Genomic DNA, 18,426 nt, shown 5'->3' on the forward strand with positions numbered 1-18,426 from the left:
GAATAAACCGCATTATGTTCTCATTTAACAAACGCAACTTTTATAGCGTTAGCCGTGCCTTACATATATACCTTTCGACGGCCTTATTCTTTTTACTTATTTTATTTTGTGTCAGCGGCATCATCCTTAACCACGTTAGTTGGCTCGAAAATGATAAACATAATGGTCAGAACCAACTACTTGTTTCTGCTGAGTTATTTGAAAAAGCGCAAACAAACCTCGACACATTGCCAAGCCTTTACCCTGAAATAGAACAATACATGCAAAAGCAGTTTTCACTCAGCAATGTAAAAAGTATTGAGTGGGAAAAAGAAGATGCCTTGGTGATGCTCGACTACCCGCTTCCGGCTGGCTTTGCCTACGCCGAAATCGATTTTCAAACCGGTGAACTGAATATTGATTATCAAACAGGGGGCTTTATGAGTCTGATTGGCGACTTGCACAAAGGCCGCCATACAGGAGAAGCATGGAGCTGGGTCATTGATATTTCAGCTTTTTTGATGATTCTGTTTGCCATCACCGGATTAATTATCCTCTTTCAAAACCGTAAAAAACGTGCCGCAGGTCTTTGGTTAACCCTCCTCGGAGTTGCCACGCCTTTGGTCATTTATCTAGTTTGGGTGCCTCAACTTAAAGGAGTATCTTAATGAAAAAAGCCCACTTACTCGTTGCTCTACTAATTGGCTGTTTGTTCAGCCCTCTGAGCTTTGCAAAAGATCCCAACCTAACCGTTGAATTTACCTTACCTGAGCTAGATGTTTCTCCATATCATCGCCCTTACGTGGCGCTATGGCTAGAAACACCTGAACGTAAACACGTTACCACGATTGCACTTTGGGTCGAAAAAGCTGAATGGTTTAAAGACTTACGTCAGTGGTGGCGAAAAGCAGGTCGTAGCAACGACAGCTTTGATGGTGTAACAGGTGCAACAAAACGCCCAGACACTTACACCATTGAGTGGCAAGGTAAAGATTTAAAAGGTAATCCAGTTAAACCTGGTAGCTACCTGCTTAATGTTGAAGTTGTACGTGAAGAAGGTGGCCGAGATTACACCCGCGTTGAAATCGACTTAACGAAAGACGGCAAAGTCACAATTAAAGGCGAAAAAGAGTTCGCGACTAGCTTTGTTACCATTACCAGTCATTAAGGACAAACAATGAAATTAAAATTATTAAAAACGGCGCTGATCGGCGCCGTGACCTTCACAGCAATTGCATCTGGCTATGCACAAGCACATGCCCGTTGGTTAATGCCATCTCACACTTCTTTATCTGGTGAGAAAACTCACTACGTGATGATCGATGCCAGTATTTCTAATGAGTTATTTAGCCCAGATAAAGCATACCGCCCAAAACAAAAAGGCGCAGAGTATGACGACAACTTATTAGTTGCCCTTGCACCAAATGGTAAGCCGGTCGAAGAAACGATTCGCGCATACTATTTAAAACGCAAAAACTCAGCGGCAGTGAGCTTAACGCAAGACGGTACTTACCACATTGCTATGCAGCAAAAGCCAATGCTAATGACTTTCTATAAAGACAAAGATGGCAACCGTGGCCGTGTGTTCGCAGGTAAAAAAGAAGCAGACCTACCAGCAGGCGCAACCGACGTGCGCACTGTAAAATCAATCGCAACTGTTGATACTTTTGTAAGCCGTAATGGTACTTCTAAGCCAACATTGCTTGGTCAAGGCTTAGAAATTTCAGGACCTACTCACCCGAACGATCTATTTGCTGGTGAAGAAGCTAAGTTCCAATTATTAATGGATGGCAAACCAGCTGCCGACGTTGAGCTTGCGATTGTTCGTGGTAGTGCACGCTACCGCAACGAGCGTGACGAAGTGAAAGTAACAACCGATAAAAAAGGCTTCTTTACGGTGACATTCGCTCACGCCGATATGTATCTAATTGAAGCATCAGTTGATCAAAAACCAACAGAGGCCGATATCGATAACGTACGCTACTCATTATTCACAACACTTGAAGTAGCACCTGAATAATGAGCTGATTAGACCTCAATAAAGGCCTAATTCAACTTTCGAGGAAGACTGTAGTCAACCGTGTGATCGCAGCTACCGTCTTTCTCGCAATCATTTACCCCATCACCATCGACATCCCAGCTTGGGTGCATGCCTTTTAATGTACTTTTTACGACGCTGATATCGACAGTAAATTCACTTTGCTCATCACGGCGCGCTGCATTGCGCATCAAAAAAACCCGAATCACATAATCGCCATTATCAGGAATTGTAACCTCGGCATGGTCACCTTTTGCCGGGCCTACAAACAAAGCTGTTGGGTTGCCTTGTGGTAAAATATTAAAGTAGTTGCTTGAATTTGATGGAGCAAAATCAACCGTTAAAGTAGTGCCTTTATTAAGGTTAATTTGATATTCCAGCAACTCATAACCTTTAATTGCATCTTTAACTTGCCAGCTTTGCTGCACAGCAATATCTGAAGCTAGCAACTCATAATGACGACTATTTGGTAAATTTTGTTCAGCAAACACCAAGCTACTTTTAGCCACCGAAAAACAAAACCCTATTAATAACAACAACTTCATATTTTACCTCCTTTTAAATTCTCTTTTAGAGAATGATAAACGCTAATTTTACAATTTTTAATTCTTTTAAAGTGAACCTATAGTTACTCCATCGCAGACACACTGCTCAACTAAACAGGATACCTACTATGAAACTTTTTACTTTAATCTCAGCTCAACCACACTTACAAAATATTAGCACTTTATTGGCGCGTATTGGTTTATCGGCCATCTTTTTACTAACTGGCTTTAGCAAAATAGAATTCTTTGATGCAACTGCACAGTACATGGCATCAGTAGGTTTACCAGAGTTCTTACTGCCGTTTGTGATTGCTTTTGAAATTGTTGGCGGGTTATTTATTTTACTAGGGTTTTTAACACAACTAACCGCTATCGCTTTTGCTGGTTTCAGCTTAGTCAGCGCTTTGCTATTCCACTTTCAACTTGATGATCAAATGCAATTTTTAATGTTCTACAAAAACATTGCTATGGCAGGCGGCTTTTTAGCATTAGCCAGTGTTGGTGCAGGCAAAATCAGCCTAGATCAACTAGTGTTAAAACGTAGTCAGGCGTAATATTTCTACCAGCCAATAACCTAGGTTGTTGGCTGAATTTGTTTTTAAGGGAGCGCGAAAATGGCAACGTTATTAACAGCAACCAGCCACGATATTGGTGGGCTAGATGTAAAACGCATCTTGCCGCATTTTGACAAAAAAATGGTAGGACCATTTATCTTTTTTGACCACATGGGGCCGAATCACTTTCCTCGCGGTGAAGGCATAAATGTGAGGCCTCACCCTCATATTGGCCTATCAACGCTCACTTATTTATTTACTGGCAGTATTTACCATCGCGATTCGCTAGGTAATAGCCTGCAAATAGAACCCGGCGATGTTAACTGGATGACCGCAGGTCGCGGTATAGTGCACTCAGAAAGAGAAAGCCTTGAAGTGCGGGCGAACGAGCACGACATTAATGGTCTGCAATGCTGGGTTGCTTTACCTGAGAGTATGACCGAAATAGCACCGCGTTTTGAACATATCAAAAAACAGCAATTGCCTGAGAAAATCGAAAAAGGCGTGCTGATGCGACTCATTGTCGGTGATGCCTATGGCCTAAGTTCCCCAGTGAAAAGCTACTCTCCGATGTTTTATGTCGATACAGTAGCAGAGCAAGGCAGCCATATTACTAAACCGCACCCTCATCATGAAACCGCCGTGTATGTTATTTACGGTGAAATTAGTGTGGGTGATACTCGCTATACCCAAGGCGACTTTGTGCTACTTGATGACAGCGAACACGAAATAACGACACTGGTGCACAGCCGCTTTATTTTACTCGGTGGCAGTAAATTTAATAAAGTCCCGTATTTACACTGGAATTTTGTTGCTTACAGCAAAGAGCGCATCGAGCAAGCAAAACAAGATTGGCAAGCACAGCGTTTTGCAAGCATTCCTGGTGATGAGCTTGAGTATATTGAGTTACCCAATGCTAAAAAGTAAACTTTATCAGCATTTACAGGTACTATTAGGTAGTTAAGTAATACCAATTCGCTTAATTAAGTGATCTATTTTGAGGCAAGAAAACCTCGTTGATAGCAAGGCAAAAATTTCGTTATTTAGTTGTTCTAAATCAGAAATTTTTAACGCAGATAGCGACAGGTTTAATCCCTCAAAATGATTAAGTATTATTACGGATTGGTATAAGCAAAGGAACATCATGCTAAGAATTACGCTAGAACAGTGGCGCATGTTTCGTGCTGTTGTTGAATTTGGAGGCTTTAACCAAGCCTCACAAGGTATTCATAAAAGCCAATCGAGTATTCATAACGCAGTTGGCAAAATTGAATCTGCGCTCGATGTAAAATTATTCAGCATTCAAGGCCGTAAAACCGTGCTCACTGAAGCCGGCGAGATGATGCTACGGCGCGCCAATTACTTACTCGATGAAGCCGCTAAAGTTGAGGCCATTGGGCAAACTTTGGGTGAAGGTATCGAAAGTAAGTTACGCATTGCTGTTGATGCTATTTTCCCACAGCAACTGCTTTATAAAGTACTTAACGACACGTCATCGCAATACCCGCAACTGCGTATTGAGCTGCATGAATCTGTACTAATGGGGGGCAATGAACTGCTCGAAAACGATCAGGTTGACATTGCTATTACCGGCTTTCCAATTGCGGCAAGCTTTCACGAAGAGTTATGTGATATCGAGTTTATTGCCGTCGCCCACCCAGATCATCCCTTGCATGCGATAGAGCGTGAAATTACCCTCGAAGATTTAAAATCACACCGCCAAATTGTAGTTCGCGATTCAGCGAATAAGCACAAACAAGATGGTGGCTGGTTAGGTGCCGATCAGCGCTGGACCGTCACTCATATGCGCACGTCGATTGATATGATCAGTAATGGATTGGGCTTTGCGTGGTTACCAAAAGTCGCGATAGAAAAACAACTTGCGACAGGGCAAATGAAAGCACTTAATTTAACCCATAACAGCAGTCGCAGCGCTAAGTTACATTTACTCTTTAAAGACGGTGACAAACTGGGCCCGGCAGCACGCGCATTTCTTGGCGAGTTGCGTTATCAAGTGATGGAAAATCTATAGCTTAAAGGGCGTTTCAGCAATACCTTTAACGCCCGGCTCAAGAATAAACGACTCACCCTACAAAAAAGTTAATTCTTGCGGATCAAGAACCATATTTAATTTTTTGCTTCTTTTTCTATAATTTCTTTTTCAATAAACGCCATTGCTTCATCAATCATGTACGTCATCATGTTTTTAGCACGCTCAGGGTCGCCGCTCGCAATCGCGTTATACACTTTAAGGTAGTCTTCAGCGATAGCCTTTTTATTAACTATAGCGAGGGTAGTATGCTGAATACTGACGTGTAGTGCTGTGCGAATAAAATCACGTAATTGATAGAAAAAGCGGTTACCACTCGCGTGTAAAATAGCTGTATGAAATGCTATTTCAGGTTCATACATCACGCTTTCAGCCTCTTCTGTGGCTAGCATTTTATCTAGCGCAATTTTTATTTCATTAATCGCCTCTTGATCACCTTTTCTAGCAGCAAGTGCTGCGGCTTGTGGTTCAATCGCCAAACGCACTTGTAAGAATTCTTTAAGCACATAAAGTGAAGGATTACTTTCCAACAACCATTTCAATACGTTTGTATCATACAGGTTCCAGTTATCTTCCGGCTCAACGCGGATACCTTGTCGTGGACGAGAAGAGATCAACCCTTTCGCAGCAAGCATTTTTACGGCTTCTCGAATAGCTGTGCGACTAATACCATAAACCTCACACAGTTGTGCTTCGGTAGGAAGCCCTGTTTCAGTATTATAATCACCAGCAATTATTGCCTTACCGAGCTCATTAGTAACTTGTTGTGATAGGTTTAAATTTTCTAAACGCGCCATGTGTGTTCCCCAAAAAATATGAGTAATATGATACATCTATAAAGCTATTCCGTCATCCTGGAAATAGTTGATTAAAATCAATAACAAGCAAAAAACAACCAAATACAATTGTCTGTAAATTACACAACTGAGTCACCATTTCAACTACATACTGTCACCTTTTTTTAACAAACATCTTTAAAATTAGGCAGAGGACACAATTGTCGAACTAAGAATCTTAAAATGGGGAGTGCTAGCAGAACGCTGTCGTGATGGTTTGCTTAAGGTGTTGCTGCCTCACCTCAACTATTTGTTGTCTGAAAAGGCCGGCTTTTCTCTAAAGCTTTAGTACCTTTTGCCGATACGTACATATTATTCACTTTCATCGCTCTCATTATGGCTATTAACTCATTAGCAAGTGCGCTAACTATCTCAAACGCAGATACAGCAGTTAGTAATACCAACTCAAAAGTAGGCTACAAACTCAGCAACCAAGAGATGAATAAACTCTCTGGTCGTGAAGTAGAGCCCGCCCAAAAAGAAGAAGTATCTAGCGAACTCCCCGCACATATTCGCAAAATGGTTGAGCAACTAGAAAAGCTCAAAGAGCAACTCGAACTTGCCAAAGAGCAATTAGCCAAACTGCAAGCACTCAAAAACCAAGAAGATGAAGCTGTAAAAGTGCAAGTTGAAACACAGACCAAGATGGTTATGGAAATCCAAACGCAAATAATGTCTCTTAGCCAATCAATTAGCGATGCGCTAAAAGAAGCTGGTATTAGCGATCCCGGAGTGCTAATGAGTGTGTTAGTTTGATGGAGGTTTTGAGCTTTAAGTCTCAAGATTTGCTCTTGCAACTTTCCCCTTGCTCACTCCTAATATAACACCCAAAAGTGAGTCAAAACCCAGTGAATATGCGGGCTCTGAAATATCGAGTGCGGAAATACGAAACTTCCTTTGCGGCTAAAATGAGTTAACTAATCAGTCATCCAGGCACACTGCCACAATAGAGAAAAGTTAAACATTTAACTTTAAAATCAAAGCCATAACATTAAGAAAACAAAAGATTTAACCTTCTAATAAGTTCGAAATTAAAGCTCTCCTAGAATTAAATCAAAGCTTAACCTTATCAAAACCCCGCTGAGCAATACTTTGTTAGTATAGAAATTAGCCAGCTCAATCGTACTATGGACTCCCCCTATCAACGAAGTGAGGGCGTGTTATGCGTCAAATTTTATTACTTTCTGTAAATGGATTTACGCTACAAAGATTTTTATTAATGACATGTCTTTGGATGTGCTTTTTTGCCATAGCCGATGAAACAAACCCAATTCTTACCGCAAGATCATGGTTAACTTTAGTGGACAATGGTGAATATATAAAAAGCTGGGAACAAACTGATCCACTATTTAAAGAAAAGACTCCACAAACAAAATGGCTTAAAGCATTAGATTACGCGCGAGTTCCTCTTGGTAGAGTGATGTCTAGAACTTACTTTTCCACTTCAGAGTATTCATCACTTTCGGGATTACCTGATGGCGAGTATTTAGTTATTAAATTTAAAACCGAATTCATTAATCAAGACAGTGCCATGGAAACAATCAGTTTGAGTAAAAATAATGGTCAGTGGCAACCTTTAGGTTATTTTATTAATTAAAGTATTACTTTAACTAGTTTAGATATTTGAGTTGTTAGTTTCTCTCTATTAGCACCTCTAGATAATCACTTTTTTAAAAACACACCTAGCACAATTACCTAAAGCTAGCTGCTACAATTTGGTACATTATTTCATTGTTCAAGCCTGCATTAACATCTTAATGTTAAATACTCTTTTCATTTAGGTTGTTTATTTGTGACTGTTCTAGGTAGTTGCTCGCTTGGGCTACGATCTTTATTTCTAATTAGTGCGCTTTGCCTTTCAGCAATGGCAAGCAGCACTGACTCTGCATATTTAGCAGATGAAGGAGTAAGCCTTGGAGTAAGCTTAGGCTATGGTCAGCTCGCCAACCCGGTTTATAAAAAAGACGACATTCCTCTTTATGCCCTACCGCGTATTGAGGTATTCGCCGGTGACTTTTCATTTGCAAATACTCAGTTTGCTTGGACCCCCGTGTGGGGCAATAACTATCAAGTGTCGTTATTCACCCAACTTAATGAGGATGGCCTATATTTTACTAAGCATTCAGCTATATTAGCCGCGGTTAGAACAGCTAGTGGCCGCCCCTCAATGACACCACCGCCTCCCGGTACTAATATTGAAACTCCAGCAATAATTAAGCGCCGCGGTGATATTACTAAAATATCAAAACGTAAACTGTCTGCCATGAGCGGTATTGAAGCAATCGTTGACTGGCAAAGTTGGCGTTTTAGCGCGTATTGGTCAATGGAGCTCACCAACTATCACAAAGGGTTGCAAGGCGCATTGTCTGCACAGCGCTTGTTTTTATTTGATCAGCATCTGGTATTGCTCGGCGTAGAGTTACAGCATTTAAGTGCTGGTTTAGTGGATTACTACTATGGTAGTGCTTTGCAAGAAATGGGCGCTGGATTTAGCCCTTTTTTAGGTCGCTCTAGTCAAAAATATAGCCTTAAAGCCAGTTACCAATATCAATTTAATCAACAATGGCAATTTATAAGCGATATAAAATACCAACGCTTATCATCAGGTATCGCCGATAGCCCCCTTATCAATGACAGCAACTTACTGTCTTTTTATGCTGGCTTTGCATGGAATTTCTAATGATGTTACTTAGCAAGCTTCTCTCATTTTTACTTATCTGTAGCCTCGTATATATCGACAGCACATTCGCAAAAGCAGGATACATTGAAGTATCACCAGAAAACTGTGTGACGGTAGAGCAAGACTGTGTGATGGATGTCTCGATTAATTGGTATACCGAAATCAGTGAGACTGTTTGCATTCGCGTTACTGATCAACAAATTAGGCTATTCTGCCATAAACCAAGCCAAGGACAGAACTTTGCAATCACAGTGCAAAACAATCGCAACATTGTGCTAGAACTACTGAGCGAACAGCTCGAACCCTTAGAAAGCACTGAAATTAGTTTATTCCACCAGCACGTAAAAAAACGTCGTCGTGATATCGCATGGAGTATTTTTTGATGAGCCAGCATACTATTTTATACATTGAAGATGATTTAAAACTTGCCCAGCTAGTTTCTAATTATTTAAGTAATCATGGTTATATCATTGAACATTTTGAAAGTGGTTGCCATGCTTGTTACCAAGCAAGTAGTAAGAAATACGATTTAATTTTGCTAGATATCGGATTAGGTTCAGAAGATGGTTTTGAGGTATTTAAAGAGCTAAAACAAGTCCAAGATACACCCATTATTTTTATGACTGCAAGGCAGAGCCAAGTCGATCATATCACTGGCCTTGAACTAGGCGCCGATGATTACCTAACCAAACCCGTTTCCCCGTCAATTTTATTAGCGCGAATTAACAATACCATTCGCCGCAGCCTAGCTGTAAAGCCAACAAGTACCACTCACAACGCCCATAACATTCGCTTTGGTTCTTTAAGCATTAATACCATTCAGCGCGAGGCTTACTTGTATAGCCAACCACTTGAACTAACCAGTGCAGAGTTCGAAATACTGATCCAACTAGCTCAATCAGCGGGTCAGTTGGTCAGTCGAGACCAATTATTTGATGGCACCATTGGCCGTAAATACGATGGTCAAAGCCGCACTATCGATGGCCGCATTAGCCGCTTACGCAAAAAGCTCGGTGACGAAGCGGTGCCAGCACAAAAAATTGTAACCGTTTGGGGCAAAGGATATATTTTTTCTCCACAAGCATGGGGGTAATACAGTTTGCTACGCCTATTTTGCTATTTGTATTTAACACTAGCAGTTTGTCTAGGGAGTGCCGCTTGGTTACTAGAAACCTATTTTCCAAGCCCACCGAGCTACAGTACAGAACAGCAATTAGCAGAAAGCATCTTAAGCCTTACGCCCAATAATCCTGCTATTAAACATACACCTCTTGCAAACTTTTACCTTGGTGAACAACTACAGGCATCACTTTTAGCAGGTAAGGTAATTAGTGTTAACGATGCCAATAGCAACCTTTACTTTCATAAGTTAGCTGATGACAGGCACACCTTATTAAGCATTGGCCCCTACAGCCAGCCTGCTGATCAGGGTTATCAGTCTTTAGTGAGCCTACTGTTTTACTCTAGCCTTGCCTTAGCTGTGGTGATTTTTACAGGTCCACTGCTGTTTGACTTAAATAAGCTACGCAAAGCCAGTAGTAAAATATCTAATGCCGACTTTACAGCACAAGTGCACTTCACACGTTTTAGCCTGCTAAAGAGCATTGGCGATACTTTCGATAACATGGCATTAGCGCTTCATAACCGTAATCAAAGCCAACGCGAATTAATCAATGCAGTTTCCCATGACTTTTTAACGCCTATATCGCGGGCTAAATTCGCCCTCGAAGCAGTCGTTGATAACAATGCTTATCGACACAGTGTGTTGCAAGACATTATTGAACTTGAGCTATTAGTCGAAGAGTTTTTAACCTATGCCGAGCTTGAACAATGTGAACCCGCCTTGCTAGTGAAAGACTACTGCCCAGACGAACTATTACAGCCCTGCATTACTAAGTTCCAAAGCTATTGTCCTTTGGCTATTCGTCTTGACTGCGAATTAACAGCAATTTGCGTTGATAAACAAAGCTTTCAACGCTTATTGCAAAACTTACTCGGGAATGCGGTTCGCTTTGCTAAAACGCAAATTCTTATCAAGCTTTCACAATGCAAAAACGGCACTTTGTTAGTGATTGAAGATGATGGTCCGGGGATCCCAGAACACAAGCGCGTCAGCCTTATGCAGCCATTTTCAAAAACCGCTTCGGTGCACCAAACAGGCTACCAAGGTGTTGGTCTTGGCTTATCAATCGTTAAGCAACTGTGCCTATGGAATAACGCAAAATTTAGCTTAGATAACGCACAAACCTTAAGCGGAGCAAGAGCAAGTATCCTATTTAGGCCCACCTCTCCTTTATAGAAATGTATCAATCTGTATCAAAGTGAACCATTTATTCACGGTTTATTGATGAAAACACATACATATTTAACTATTCAGCAAGGTTTTTAAGCGAAAAACCCAATATTTATAGCTTTTCGCCAAAACCGCTCATTTGTTGGCTAAAAAGGATTTGTTATACCATAACATTTAGTTTGTATTTCAATTCATATAACTACAAGCCAACTTGCTATTCCGCTAGGAATTGCCCCAAAAAAATAAAATCCATGGGAAGTTAGATCACATGTTCAATATGAAAAAAGTCTCAGTGATGGTCGCATCTGCACTTTACTTAGGTGTAGGTACGTCTGCTGCTGCGCTAAATGACCAAGTATGGCCAGAACAGCCGGTAGACTATGCGCCAAAGCAAACCGTTAGCAATGAATTTGTGTGGGAAGACAAGGTTAACAACACAGTTAAAAAACAAAGCCGCGTTTTCACACCAGAGAAAGATGTTAGTGGTATTCAAACTTATATCGTGCAACTAGACGACGCACCAATTTCAACTTACCAAGGTGGTATTAAAGGGCTTACAAGCACAAAAGATGTAGTAATGCAGACGCAACAAGCATCAACGCGCTCAACGCTTAATATGACGCAGCCTGTTATTGCAAGCTACGCTAATCACCTAGCAAGTAAGCGCCAATCAGTTGTTAATACAGCAATGAGCCAACAAGGCTTACAACTAAATGTTGAGCGCACATTTAATGTGACATTAAACGGTTTCACCACCAAAATGACACAAAATGAAGCGAAGCGCCTAGCTAAAGTGGCTGGCGTGAAGAAAATCACTCGCTCAAAAATCTACAGCCTAAATACCTTTAATACCATTGAACAAACAGGTGCTTCTGCACTTTGGAGCGCAAGTGCTAGCAATCCTAGCAGCAACAAAGGTGAAGGCACGGTTGTAGGTATCATAGATACAGGTATCAATACCGATCACCCATCATTCGCAGCAGTAGGCGGCGATGGCTACACTCACACCAACCCACTAGGCGACAAGTACCTGGGTGACTGTGCAACCGCTGAATTTGCTGATCTGTGTAACGACAAGCTAATTGGTGTTTATTCTTATCCTGAGATCACCGCAGCTTATGTGGATTCGGTATTTGAAGAGACTCGCCCAGAAAATGGTGAAGACTATCATAGCCATGGCTCACACGTTGCTGGTACAGCAGCGGGTAATATCCTATACGATATTCCTTACAAACTGACTGAGTATGAAAGCCAATCACCAGGTTTAGAAACCAATGTAACTTTCCCGCAAGTATCAGGTATGGCACCCCATGCCAATATCATTTCATATCAAGTATGTTGGCCGGGTAATTCTGGCGACCCATACGCAGGCTGTCCAACAAGCGCTATTTTAGCCGCCGTTGAACAAGCTGCTATTGATAATGTTGATGTACTTAATGCTTCATTAGGCGGTCTTGAAGAAGATCCATGGAGCGATCCAATTGAGCAAGCGTTCATGAATGCAGCCGAAAGTGGTGTATTTGTCGCTGTAGCGGCAGGTAACAGCGGCCCTGAGTATTCAACGGCCGATCACTCTTCTCCTTGGGTTACCACTGTTGCAGCATATAGTCCTGCAAGCAAAGTTAACTTTGGCAATAAACAACTTAAAAACTTAACTGGTGGTGATAATTCAGCGCCTGGTCCTTTTGAAGGTGCTGGTGTCAACTTTAACGAGTTAACAGGTTTAATTGTTGCTGCGACTGATTTTGAAAATCCGAATGAAAGTTCTAGCTATGCACTTGCTAACTGTGACAAACCATTCCCTGAAGGTACATTTGATTTAGTTGATGATCCTGCAACCGCTATTGACGAAAGTGCACAAGATGTCATTGTGGTATGTAAGCGCAGCTCTTATCCGTTATATTCTAAATCATTAAATGTACAAGCGGGCGGTGCTGAAGGTCTCATCGTGTATAACCAAAGTGCCTTTTATGATCGCTATACTATTCCTTCTATTTCCTACCCAATCCCTACAATACATATTAAAAATGTTGATGGTACAAGCTTACTAGAATGGTTGAGCGTAGGCGATAGCCACGTAGGCACCATTGAAGCAACCGAGGGCACCGTAGACGCTGTGGATAAAGACCGCATTGCTTATTTCTCTGGTCGTGGTCCATCATACTTTGGCTTTGATACTTTACTCGTTGATGTAGCAGCCCCTGGGGTCGATATTTACGCACCATCATCAGACGATCAACCGTTTACAAATAATCCTGCAACTTCAGATTGGCAATCTATGTCTGGTACATCAATGGCGAGCCCACACGTTGCAGGCGCGGCAGCATTGTTAAAACAATCTCATCCTGACTGGTCGCCAATGCAAATTCAATCTGCATTGATGTTAACTGCAAATAATCAGCTAGGAGTTGCTCAATACTTAAACAACTATGCAGACGATGGCTTTGATGCAGCACTTGCTGAAATGGGTGCGGGTAAAATGCAAGTTGAGCGAGCAGATAAAACAGGCTTATTGCTTGATGAAAGCATTGCTAACATGGCTGCTGCAAACCCAAGTCTTGGTGGCCGCGAAAAAGCATTAAACACGGCTTACATGGTTGATAATGACTGCGGCTTTAAATGTACATTTATCAGAACCTTTACAGCAACTGAAGACGCAAGCTGGACTCTACATACAGAAAACTGGATTGGTAATAGCAAAATTAGTGTTGAGCCAAGCAACTTTGATATTAAAGCAGGCGAAACACAAAGTATCATTGTTACTGTGGAAGCAAGCCAACAAGCAACGCCGCAAGAGTTAATTGATTACACGGGCAATCAAGGTCAAGTCGTCATGACTTCTAATAACCCTGAGTCACCGATTCTAGAGATGCCAGTGTGGACATTTGCCGGTGACACCGGTTTACCTGAATTTATTCAAATTGACGCACACCGCCGCTCTGCAACAATGAAAGTAGGACCTTTCAATACGGGTGAAATAAGCAACTTAACAACACAGTCATACGGCTTAGTAAAAGGTCAGGTTGAAACAGTACACCTATTCAACGACACCACACCAGGCGACCCATTTGATAGTGTTGATGTCGACGGTGAAGCTGTAAACAACAACCACATTCAGTGGACCACTGTACCAGAAGACGCAAAAATGCTGAGCGCCAGTGTTATGAATGAACAATCTCGCGTATTGGTATTTATGGGTAAAGATAGTAATGGTGATGGCATTGCGTCTTTTGAAGAAACGCTATGTATGTCAACTAGCTACACCCTAACTAACTTCTGTAACATTGTAGACCCTGAAGCAGGTGAATATTTTACTCTGTATATGAACTTGCAAAACTACGATTACGATGAAGTAGATGAAGGAATAGAAGTTTCATTTGCAACCGCAATTACAACCTCTGACAATGGCTCACTCACTGTAACAGGACCAAGTAGCGTAGCAGGTTACGATAACTTTGAGCTTGACCTTGCATACAATTTACCTGACATGGAAGTAGGAGATATCTACTTCGGTGGCTTTGATATCGGTAGTAATCCAGAAGATATTGGCAATCTTGGTTTTGTACCTGTGATTATCGAGCAAGTTGATAAGGACGTTACTTTTACGGCGAGCAAAGAAAAAACATTTGTCGGTGATTTAGTCGACTTTGAAATTAGTGTCATTGCCAATAATGAGGATGAAGCACGTCAATTTGCGCTCAATACAGAATTCCCTAATGGGATCAATATTATACCTGATAGCCTTGTTGCAACACACTCAACGCCTGTTGAACCAGTGTTAGATAACAATATGCTTTCGTTAGTAGGCATACAAGAAACCACAAAAGATGTAGGCCGAAATTATAATATTACTACCAATATCACCGATGAAATGTGCTCATTAACCGCGGCTCATTCGCCTGATCCTCACTATTTAGAGCTTAGAGAACTTGGCTGGCGAACACTTGAGGGAGTTGAAGGTCAATATTACAATGAGTTTGAGTACTCGTTTAAAGAACTAATGAACACAGATCTAGATGTGTCATTTCCATTTTTTAATAAGTATCACTTTGATGCTATAAAGCTCAACCCCGCAGGCTTAGTAACATTTGGTTCGCAAGGTCGCACATCACCATTTCATGTTGACCTACCAGAAGGTTACACTCAGCCGCCTCCGCCGCCATACCTTATCGCTCCTTTCTGGGTTGGTGACAACATGATCCCAGAGCGTGTGGACGGTGGTTATGGTAATTATGATGCCAATGCGGGTATCACCCCTACTTACACAGTTTCACGTGAGTGGTTAGTACTTGAATGGGATAACATTCAACGCAGCAACACCGAAGGTCAACTTATTGATGTAGAGATGTTTATGCGAATGGGGATTGATTATGAACCAGGTGAGTATGAGCTACTATTTGCGTATGACAATATTAATCTAGCCGATGCTCAGGGCTCTATTGGCCTAAAAGCCGCTGATGGCAGAGCCTTCATAAGTGGTGACATACCCATAGATTTAAATATCGGTAACAAGCTAGGCTTTAATAATATGGATGAAGTCTTACACGACGACCTAGTTGTGTGTCTTGACTACACGGGCCCTGAAATTTCTAAGTTTGACGTGAAATTCCAAGCATACATTGGTGAGCAAGCGGCTAATCAAACGCATCAACTATCTATTACAAATGGTTTAGTTGGCGCAGATGATGAAACCATCACCCTTGAGCTTGAAGTTATCGGTAACCTAGAAATGGCAGGCTTAACTGATATGTCGGTCGCAGAGAACGAAACGATTAGTTTTGACGTGCTTTATGCTGACGAAAACCAAGTGAGCAACCAAATCGAGGTGTTAGGTGAAAACTTCACTTATGAAGTATCTGGTCACACTTCAGGTAGCACTGTGACTATTACACCTGCGGCGCACTTCCATGGTGATATTGATGTAACAGTAAAGGTTAGCGACAACGTTAACCCAACTGATGCAGCAATGAGCTCATTTGTATTATCAGTGATGTCTGATGGTGAAGAGCTTGGCTGTACTGACAGCTCAGCAACTAACTATGATGAAAACGCCAATACTGACAATGGTAGCTGTACTTTCCCTGAGGCAGTAATCCCAGAGACAGAAATTGAAAAAGACAAGAAATCATCAAGCGGTTCATTCGGCTGGTTACTACTAGCAGTTGCACCACTGATGGCACTTCGTCGTAAAAGATCTCAGATTAACTAAGGACGAGTTAATTAGGATAGTTAAGTAATGCCGATATGTTTAACATATCGGCATTTTTCGTTATAAATACTTTAACCAAGGCTTGTTAGCCTTACGCTTGTATTCACTAAACTTCTTGGTTGGCCAATATAGCCCTATTGCCAACAATAAAGTAATAAACCAAATACCGGATATATCACTGACTCCTAAATATTGTCCTTGATTTGCCCCCCAGATCAGCATGCCTATTTGATACATAAATAGCAGTACATAGAGGTGGAAAATATAAAAGAACATAGGCACAGAGCCATATACATGTAGCGCATTAGTAAAGCGGTTGAGTGGTCTTTCAAATAACCACAAGCCTACAAACATACCTGCTAACGTGATCAACAAAAAGCTCAGTGACGGTGGGTACTTAGTCACATTAAACACCGACATCATGGTTTCGGTTGTGGTGCTAAACGTTTGCCATGGCAAGGTTTCACCATAGATATTAAACCCACGCAGCAGCGCAAATAACCCCACACATAACAGCGCTAACAGCAGCAATGCTCGTTTACGTGAATCCGCCGATTGAGTATGCGCATATAAAGGACCTGCACAGTAACCCAACAAAATTACGCCAATCCAAGGCAGCACTGGGTAGCTAATTTTGACGTCGATTAAACCACCTTGTGATAGATAGCCTCGATCATGCAAAATCGTCCACAGCGAGTAACCAAACTCATCGGGCGTAAAGCTGATTGGCGTCAGTAAGTTATGGCCAAATACAATAACTAAACCAAGCACCAGCAATAGGTTGCGTGGCAGCTTAATCAATGCTGCTAACACCAGCATACAAAGACCAATCGCCCACATCACTTGTAGCCAAATGGTGTGGTAGTAACCCATCCACGAAAAACAAATTAGGGTCACTTCAAGGGCGATTAAAAAAAGCCCTCGCTTGATTAAAAAGCTGCGTGCTGAGCGCGCTACGCCACTTGCGGGATGACTATAAAGCCACGCCGACAAACCAGTTAAGAAGATAAAGGTTGGCGCACAAAAGTGTGCAGCAAAGCGGCTCCAAAAAAGCCCCGGCGAAGTGGTATCAACCACCATGGGATCGGCCACCTGCATGTGCAAGAAAAACCGCTCTCGCACATGATCAAGTAACATCAGCAGAATAACGACACCACGCATGATGTCGATACTATGAATACGGCTTTTAACTTGCTCAGAAGCCATAGCCATGTGCGTTGAGCTTTCAGAACAAGCCTGCGAGTAAACAATAAAATTGCCATGTAGATACTTGAGCCAATGCCAGCTATTGCCTACAATGGCGCACAATTTATTCAATGCAGATCGCGACTATGACTGATACACAAAAACCAGAATTACCAAACCAACTTTCTATCAACCCACGTAGTAAATTTTATGTGGAAGAAGTTTTCGAGCATGAAATTGGTGTAAAACTTAACGGCAAAGAGCGTTTTGACGTTGAAGAATACAATATCAGCGAAGGCTGGATCAAAATCGCTTCACCAAAAGCGCTTGATCGCCGTGGCCAACCTTTACTATTAAAAGTAAAAGGGACTGTAGAAGTATTCTACAAGTAAATCAGTTTTGCTGAACAAGCGTGTTGGTCAATCACTTATTGGCCGACAAGCTTGTATGTAGGGCCTGCTTATAAGCTTCTATTGCGGGAATAAAGTTAGTGACCACCGCTGCAATGGTTATCATCAACACTAATTCAAGTATCTGCCGATTAAAAAGCTCTCCAATTAAAGTCATCAGTTAAACACTCATTACTCAATTTTATTCTGCAACCTATCGCTGTTCGCTAGGACAAGGGCAGTGTTCATCTATTTTTGTATTACATAAGCGAAAGTTAAGCCAATGCCCTGCAATTACAAATAACGACCCTAATAAGGTCAGCACTTTCTCACCAGCTTCACCAATGATATTTTCGCCTAATACTACAGCCGACAATAATAGAGCAAGACCCACAATCCCCAGTATTAATAATTGATATCGTTTATGTTTTTTACAGCCTAAAAATAGCGCTAATAAGCTACTTGGCAACACTGCTGCCAACATCCAAAAATGAAATTGCTCGTTACCTAAACCCAGTGCAGCGGCACTTGGTAATAAAACTAATAATACTGGCACAGCTAAGCAGTGAATCGCACACATAGCTGATAACCCTATGGCAAACTTATCCATCATTAATTGTAATTTCACTGAAAAATTCCTAAAAAATAGAACACATGAATTATAAAAA

Annotated in this window: 18 protein-coding genes; 14 read left to right on the forward strand and 4 right to left on the reverse strand. The window is 41.6% G+C overall.

The genetic code is table 11. The features are described 5' to 3' along the window. The first annotated feature begins 14 nt into the window (after positions 1-14). The 3 genes from ISP07_RS10120 to ISP07_RS10130 are packed head-to-tail and all read left to right on the forward strand — an operon-like array spanning position 15 to position 1,999. The gene (locus tag ISP07_RS10120) at positions 15-647 is read left to right on the forward strand and encodes a PepSY-associated TM helix domain-containing protein (RefSeq protein WP_209327549.1); all 633 of its coding nucleotides are present in this window, start codon (positions 15-17) and stop codon (positions 645-647) included. Beyond that, the gene (locus ISP07_RS10125; protein WP_209327550.1) at positions 647-1,147 is read left to right on the forward strand and encodes a DUF2271 domain-containing protein; all 501 of its coding nucleotides are present in this window, start codon (positions 647-649) and stop codon (positions 1,145-1,147) included. Before ISP07_RS10120 ends, ISP07_RS10125 begins: the two co-directional genes overlap by 1 nt. Before the next feature lie 9 nt (positions 1,148-1,156). Then, entirely contained in the window at positions 1,157-1,999 is an 843-nt protein-coding gene (locus ISP07_RS10130; RefSeq protein ID WP_209327551.1) for a DUF4198 domain-containing protein, read from the forward strand. Positions 2,000-2,025: 26 nt separating this feature from the next. Here the strand turns inward: ISP07_RS10130 and ISP07_RS10135 are convergent, their stop codons facing one another. Then, positions 2,026-2,562 carry a hypothetical protein gene (locus ISP07_RS10135; protein WP_209327552.1) on the reverse strand — a complete coding sequence of 179 codons (537 nt, stop codon included), beginning with the start codon at positions 2,560-2,562 and terminating at the stop codon, positions 2,026-2,028. A 128-nt stretch (positions 2,563-2,690) separates the two neighbouring features. Between ISP07_RS10135 and ISP07_RS10140 the strand changes: the two genes are divergently transcribed. The 3 genes from ISP07_RS10140 to ISP07_RS10150 all read left to right on the forward strand — a co-directional run bounded on the left by ISP07_RS10140 (position 2,691) and on the right by ISP07_RS10150 (position 5,148). Next, entirely contained in the window at positions 2,691-3,116 is a 426-nt protein-coding gene (locus tag ISP07_RS10140; protein ID WP_054552291.1) for a DoxX family protein, read from the forward strand. A 60-nt stretch (positions 3,117-3,176) separates the two neighbouring features. Beyond that, positions 3,177-4,043: a pirin family protein gene (locus ISP07_RS10145; RefSeq protein ID WP_209327553.1), complete on the forward strand. Its 867-nt coding sequence runs from the start codon at positions 3,177-3,179 to the stop codon at positions 4,041-4,043. A 217-nt stretch (positions 4,044-4,260) separates the two neighbouring features. After that, positions 4,261-5,148, forward strand: a complete 888-nt coding sequence (locus ISP07_RS10150; RefSeq protein WP_209327554.1) for a LysR family transcriptional regulator — start codon at positions 4,261-4,263, stop codon at positions 5,146-5,148. Positions 5,149-5,243: 95 nt separating this feature from the next. Here the strand turns inward: ISP07_RS10150 and ISP07_RS10155 are convergent, their stop codons facing one another. Then, positions 5,244-5,963 carry a FadR/GntR family transcriptional regulator gene (locus ISP07_RS10155; protein WP_209327555.1) on the reverse strand — a complete coding sequence of 240 codons (720 nt, stop codon included), beginning with the start codon at positions 5,961-5,963 and terminating at the stop codon, positions 5,244-5,246. Positions 5,964-6,338: 375 nt separating this feature from the next. Between ISP07_RS10155 and ISP07_RS10160 the strand changes: the two genes are divergently transcribed. The 7 genes from ISP07_RS10160 (at position 6,339) to ISP07_RS20695 (ending at position 16,184) form a co-directional block, all read left to right on the forward strand. Further along, entirely contained in the window at positions 6,339-6,758 is a 420-nt protein-coding gene (locus tag ISP07_RS10160) for a hypothetical protein (protein WP_209327556.1), read from the forward strand. 406 nt (positions 6,759-7,164) lie between these two features. Next, entirely contained in the window at positions 7,165-7,599 is a 435-nt protein-coding gene (locus ISP07_RS10165; RefSeq protein ID WP_228290582.1) for a DUF4019 domain-containing protein, read from the forward strand. A gap of 267 nt (positions 7,600-7,866) precedes the next feature. Continuing rightward, the gene (locus ISP07_RS10170; RefSeq protein ID WP_209327557.1) at positions 7,867-8,682 is read left to right on the forward strand and encodes a MipA/OmpV family protein; all 816 of its coding nucleotides are present in this window, start codon (positions 7,867-7,869) and stop codon (positions 8,680-8,682) included. Then, positions 8,682-9,065 carry a DUF3019 domain-containing protein gene (locus tag ISP07_RS10175; RefSeq protein ID WP_209327558.1) on the forward strand — a complete coding sequence of 128 codons (384 nt, stop codon included), beginning with the start codon at positions 8,682-8,684 and terminating at the stop codon, positions 9,063-9,065. Before ISP07_RS10170 ends, ISP07_RS10175 begins: the two co-directional genes overlap by 1 nt. Further along, a complete protein-coding gene (locus ISP07_RS10180; RefSeq protein ID WP_209327559.1) occupies positions 9,065-9,775 on the forward strand; it encodes a response regulator transcription factor in 711 nt (236 codons plus the stop codon). The genes ISP07_RS10175 and ISP07_RS10180 overlap by 1 nt, the downstream gene beginning before the upstream one ends. Before the next feature lie 6 nt (positions 9,776-9,781). Then, positions 9,782-10,981 (forward strand): ATP-binding protein, encoded by a 1,200-nt coding sequence (locus ISP07_RS10185; protein WP_209327560.1) that lies wholly within the window; start codon positions 9,782-9,784, stop codon positions 10,979-10,981. 262 nt (positions 10,982-11,243) lie between these two features. Next, the gene (locus tag ISP07_RS20695; RefSeq protein WP_209327561.1) at positions 11,244-16,184 is read left to right on the forward strand and encodes a S8 family serine peptidase; all 4,941 of its coding nucleotides are present in this window, start codon (positions 11,244-11,246) and stop codon (positions 16,182-16,184) included. Between the two features lie 60 nt (positions 16,185-16,244). Here the strand turns inward: ISP07_RS20695 and ISP07_RS10195 are convergent, their stop codons facing one another. Further along, a complete protein-coding gene (locus ISP07_RS10195) occupies positions 16,245-17,390 on the reverse strand; it encodes a DUF1624 domain-containing protein (protein ID WP_209327577.1) in 1,146 nt (381 codons plus the stop codon). A 125-nt stretch (positions 17,391-17,515) separates the two neighbouring features. Here ISP07_RS10195 and ISP07_RS10200 point away from each other — a divergent pair, with 125 nt between their 5' ends. Further along, complete coding sequence (locus tag ISP07_RS10200; protein ID WP_171040424.1) at positions 17,516-17,761, forward strand: DUF3297 family protein; 246 nt, start codon at positions 17,516-17,518, stop codon at positions 17,759-17,761. 211 nt (positions 17,762-17,972) lie between these two features. Here ISP07_RS10200 and ISP07_RS10205 read toward each other — a convergent pair whose 3' ends face one another. Further along, complete coding sequence (locus ISP07_RS10205) at positions 17,973-18,371, reverse strand: MerC domain-containing protein (RefSeq protein WP_209327578.1); 399 nt, start codon at positions 18,369-18,371, stop codon at positions 17,973-17,975. Positions 18,372-18,426: the final 55 nt, after the last annotated feature.

Source organism: Pseudoalteromonas sp. PA2MD11, from assembly GCF_017808125.1.
Classification (GTDB): domain Bacteria; phylum Pseudomonadota; class Gammaproteobacteria; order Enterobacterales; family Alteromonadaceae; genus Pseudoalteromonas; species Pseudoalteromonas simplex.